We start from the raw sequence: 4,862 nt of genomic DNA on the forward strand, positions 1-4,862 counted from the left end.
ATCAACCGCTTTTTGAGTCCCTCACCATTGATGTCAATCCTGGTTCCGTGCTGGTGGTGACGGGCGAAAACGGTACCGGTAAAACCACCCTGGCCCGTCTTTTATCCGGTCTTCTGGAGCCAGACCGGGGCCAGATACTTGCAGACGGAGTTGATCTAAGACAGGTATCGCCGTCCTGGTGGCGATCCAACGTTGGCATACTGCCCCAGGAGCCGGAGTTTATGCCCGGCAGCATCCGGGAGAACATTGTGGCTGCCAACCCTGATATTGACATGGCCGCTTTGAACAAAATTATAACCGATGCCGGTCTCGCCCCTTTTATAGATAAGAGTTCCATGGGTCTGGATATGCCCCTGACGCTTTCCAGCCGTCACCTGTCCATGGGAGACAGAAAGAGGATTGCCGTGGCAAGAACCCTTGCCGCAGGCGGAAGGCTTCTAATTCTGGATGAGCCCACCGAGGGTCTTGATGCCCGGGGGGGTGCGGTAATTTATAACCTTTTATACTCCCTTTCTAAGGATGGACATACCATGATCATTTTTTCCCAGGATCCCAATATTATCAAAGGTGCCCTTCGCATACTGGATCTTAATTCAAAGCCTGTCCCCAGGATCATTACATCTGCCGTCAAAAAAAATGAGCCTGACATCTATGGAAAAAAATAAATGGAAATATGGCATCCTTCATATCAGATTAAAAGTAGTTTACACTTATCATGACACCTCAACCCCCGGCCCCTTCTCCTTGAAGGAGAGGGGGAGTATGGGATTAGATAATCCATCGGAAAAGTGTAAACTGGAAAATGAAGGATGCCGATTTTTTCTATGATAATTAATCGTCTTTATATTTTAGTCATAATGGGCATTTTTATTTTCATTCCTTGCAATCCTGTTTTTTCTTCAGATAGTGTCAGCGTAATGGGCGAGGTATACCGTGGTGAGGATAGGGGGATTGATTCTCTTGAACAAGAATTAAAATCACCTCAAGAAATCAGAAATGCTCCCGTTATTGAAATAGCTCAAGATACTCTGAAATCCCAGCGTGCGGCCATGTCTGATGATTCAGTACCAAATCAAATTGGTTTTGCCAGACAAATAGAATCTTTATCTGAACTCAGCCTCTTTAAGCAGTTATTGAATTGGTATAAAATACAAGATGGAGGGTATTCCGCAACAATTATTATTTCTTCACCAGGAGCCAAAGCATTAAGGGTTGGCATAATCGTAAACAAATTGCCCCAAGAAACAGAGTTTCGTTTTTTTGAGCTTGAAAATGAAACAAGCGATCTTTTTCCCGTTCTGGTTACCGGAGAACAAATCAATTTTTTATTACAAGTTAACAAGACAGCAGACCCTGATCATCCAGATTCTCAGACTTACTGGTCTCCAACCGTTCCAGGAGATAATATTGGAATAGAAATTTATATCCCCCCGGACATTGAGCCAGAAAATGTTGAGATGGCCATCCCTTTTCTGTCACATATCTTTGCTTCGCCATTCATTTCCAATAGCGAATCTTCAATAATGAAAAGTTATGGTGATAGTGACCCCTGCCATAATGATGCGACCTGCTATTCCAGTTGGCAGAGTATGAGAAAAGCCGTGGCAAAAATGGTTTACACTCAATCTGGATATTCTTATCTCTGTACTGGAACCCTGCTCAACGACACAGATCCTAACACAGATAAACCTTATTTTATTACAGCTAATCACTGTATAAGCACTCAAACGGTTGCATCTTCCTTGGAAACCCACTGGTTTTTCGAATCTGCTTGGTGTAACGCTTCAACAAGGAATGCAAATTATTCTATTAAATCTGGCGGTGCAACACTCCTCTGGACCAAAGGCAGGACAACGAGTAGCCTGGATAGTAATCAAGATGTCTCTTTTTTAGAATTGAATAATTCACCCCCTGCAGGGGTGTTTTATTCAGGTTGGAATGCTTCAATTGAACCAGGTACTGTTACCGGTATTCACCATCCAGCCGGAGATTGGAAAAAAATATCTTTTGGCGATCAAGGGGGGTATTATCAGTGTTATGATACATATGGTGATTCTTTTAATTGCAACCCATCCTCGACCGGCAGTTTTCTTGAAGTCGTCTGGTCAGACGGGGGGACTGAAGGAGGTAGTAGTGGTTCCGGGATTTTTCAAAATTATAGTTACCTTGTGGGAGTTTTGTTTGGAGGGAGTGGTGGTCCATGTGGAGGCACAGACAAATACAGCAAATTCGGTGCTGCTTATTCGGCAGGGAACCTTTCTCAATGGCTTAACCCTGCTCCTTGCACATACAGCATCTCCCCTTCCAGCGGCAGTTTTACGTCTGGTGGTGGAAGCAAATCGGTTTCAGTAACAGCTTCCAGCTCAAGCTGTTCCTGGACCACCTCTGAAAACCTTTCCTGGGTGAGTATATCCCCAACCAGTGGGACCGGCAGCCGGAGTGTTACCGTATCGGTAAATCCCAATACCGGCTCTGCCAGGAGCGGCTCAGGGACTATAGCGGGTTACCCCTATAACATTAGTCAAACCGGTACGACATTACAAACAGCTTTTATCCTCACCAGAACCACTCCCAACAGAACCATTACATCAGGCAGCGATGAAAAGGTTTATGGTACATCAACTCCCAATGAGATCATCCTTGAAAGCGGAGCTAAGGCTGAATTGATCAATTTTTTGGGACAAAACACCATAGAGATTCAGTCCATCTCGGATTTGTTCACTGTTTCCAGGTCAGGAGCTGTTGTTACCTTTGAAGGGTCTGATGAGACTGTTTTGAAAATTCCAGCAACAAAAGGTCCCCAGACCATCACATTTTCAGACAGGGCACCGTTGACCTTGAGTATTTACCAGGGACAGGTGATGCTGGATGATCAGGAGATCACCTTAACCCCCGCCTCCATTAATAGGTAACCAAGATGAGCCGGCTACCTGCGGTGCCTATGTGGCTCCAGGTGTCTGGAAAGAATTTGACTGCTACAATCTTGCAGCCATTGACAAATATACCTTGGGGGAGTCCATGAAAAATGAACTGGTCGCACTGATCACCAATGTTTACAGGGCCAACTGCCGGACAGAAAAAAAGGACCTCTGGCAACAGCCCGTGAAAATATTGAGGTGGTACGGCTGCTGTTGCGGCTTTCTGTGGATTTGAAACACTTCCCCCTGCAACAGTCTGCATCAGCCAATGAAAAAATTGAAAGCATCAGCAAACAGCTTACGGCCTGGGAAAAAAGTTGCAAGGCTTGATTCCGATAAAAAAATGTTTTTGAGATATCCGGTTTATATGAGTGAGAGTTCTGCAAGGTGAAATTTCTTTGTGGGAGAGGCTCGTTAAATTCAGCAGGCTGGCTGCAAATGCGTAGTTGCGGGTTACGACACAAGTGCCTGCCTTAATATGATTTATGATTAGATCATTTAAAGATGTCTTTAATTGGTCTTTTATGAAATTTGAAGGGAAGATATTCATATGACGATTACGCATCCAATCCTGGCAGATGTCACCGCCGGGATATCTGAACTTAAAAAGAATCCGATGGCCGTTGTAAATCAAGGTGATGGTGCGCCTGTCGCTATTCTGAACCGCAATGAACCTGTTTTTTATGCGATCCCGGCAAAAGCGTTCGAATTGTTGATGGACAAGCTTGAAGACATGGAACTTGCAGCAATTGCTGAGGCTCGACAAGATCAGCCAGAAATTGAAGTCAATATTGATGACTACTTATAGGTTGGTTTTCAAGGAAGAGGCAAAAAAAGAATGGGACAACCTGGATTCAACTGTCCGTATTATATTTGCTAAAAAGTTAAAAGAACGAATTCAGCAGCCACGCGTAGAAAGCTCTCGGCTCAGTGGAATGAAGGACTGCTATAAAATAAAATTGAACCGGGCAGGATTCCGTTTGGTCTATCAGGTTAGAGACAACGATTTAATTGTCTCTGTTGTGGCTGTAGGCAAACGGGAAAGGAATCTGGTTTATAAAATTGCCGGCAAACGAATTTAGATCGTGGCAGATTGGAAACCTCCTGATGGGTTTGACGAATACCGATTAATGTTGAATAATTGATAAAAAAATTATAAATAATAATACCATTAAATGGTATTATTCTGATAGAAATTAAGGAGAAAAACATCATCGCCCGGATCATCGGGAGCCGATATAGCTTTCCAGATAATGAAATTGGCAACCGTACTGCAGGGGCAGCCCCTGTGGCTGCCCCTGGGAATGGATATGCTCAAAGATTTTTCTGGAAGTCTATATAGTTTTCCAGATATTAAATTGACAGCCGTACTGTAGGGGCAAGCCCCCTGTGGCTGCACTTAAGAATTGATGTGCTGGAATATTTTTCTGGAGGTCTATAGAACAACCGTATAACCATAAATTCGAATATCTGCCACGGCCAGGCATGTCCACGGCCCTCTCACCCTTTGAACCGGCAGCCGTCACCGCCATCCATCAGGGATCCCGCGGTCTCTTCAGAAAAGCCAACCATCTGGCCAGGGGCTCCCTCATTGTGGCAGCTCAGAAAAAGTCCACCCTGGTGTCGGCGGGTTATGTTTGCATTGCCGCCACTGAACTCTTCTGACCTGCCCCCATGAATTTTTAACATCCCGGTTGGAGGAAGAAAAATCACCCTCAACCGGGATGGAGAGGAGCTTTGTGCCATGGAAAGGTTACTTGTAAAATTGAACCGTTTCTTTAAAAGCCAGGTCTATTGCCCGCTCAACCTGACACAACGCCTCAGCTCATTGCCATCAGCACCATTCCGGAAATTACCCTGAAAATTGGGTATTTTTTTTAGAAAACCGTAATGCATTTATCTATAACCCTTTACTATCAGGCATCTCCTGATTTGAAAGACCCA

6 protein-coding genes are annotated in these 4,862 nt (G+C 44.5%); 4 read left to right on the forward strand and 2 right to left on the reverse strand.

The features are described 5' to 3' along the window. The coding region (locus tag HQK80_15445; GenBank protein ID MBF0223587.1) for an ATP-binding cassette domain-containing protein at nucleotides 1-665 on the forward strand (665 nt) is incomplete at its 5' end. Nucleotides 666-809: 144 nt separating this feature from the next. Continuing rightward, the gene (locus HQK80_15450; GenBank protein MBF0223588.1) at nucleotides 810-2,912 is read left to right on the forward strand and encodes a BACON domain-containing protein; all 2,103 of its coding nucleotides are present in this window, start codon (nucleotides 810-812) and stop codon (nucleotides 2,910-2,912) included. On the opposite strand, the gene HQK80_15455 is transcribed toward HQK80_15450, so the two are convergent. Beyond that, on the reverse strand, nucleotides 2,902-3,180 hold the full coding sequence (locus tag HQK80_15455) for a hypothetical protein (GenBank protein ID MBF0223589.1): 279 nt from the start codon (nucleotides 3,178-3,180) through the stop codon (nucleotides 2,902-2,904). The two genes, HQK80_15450 and HQK80_15455, sit on opposite strands and share 11 nt — an antisense overlap. Nucleotides 3,181-3,474: 294 nt before the next feature. On the opposite strand from HQK80_15455, the gene HQK80_15460 reads away from it, so the two are divergent. Next, nucleotides 3,475-3,726, forward strand: coding sequence for a type II toxin-antitoxin system Phd/YefM family antitoxin (locus HQK80_15460; GenBank protein MBF0223590.1), 252 nt, complete (start codon nucleotides 3,475-3,477; stop codon nucleotides 3,724-3,726). Further along, entirely contained in the window at nucleotides 3,713-4,000 is a 288-nt protein-coding gene (locus HQK80_15465) for a type II toxin-antitoxin system RelE/ParE family toxin (protein MBF0223591.1), read from the forward strand. The genes HQK80_15460 and HQK80_15465 overlap by 14 nt, the downstream gene beginning before the upstream one ends. A gap of 418 nt (nucleotides 4,001-4,418) precedes the next feature. Here HQK80_15465 and HQK80_15470 read toward each other — a convergent pair whose 3' ends face one another. Further along, complete coding sequence (locus HQK80_15470; protein ID MBF0223592.1) at nucleotides 4,419-4,664, reverse strand: hypothetical protein; 246 nt, start codon at nucleotides 4,662-4,664, stop codon at nucleotides 4,419-4,421. Nucleotides 4,665-4,862 lie beyond the last annotated feature (198 nt).

The organism is Desulfobulbaceae bacterium, from assembly GCA_015231515.1.
Taxonomy (GTDB): Bacteria; Desulfobacterota; Desulfobulbia; order Desulfobulbales; family VMSU01; genus JADGBM01.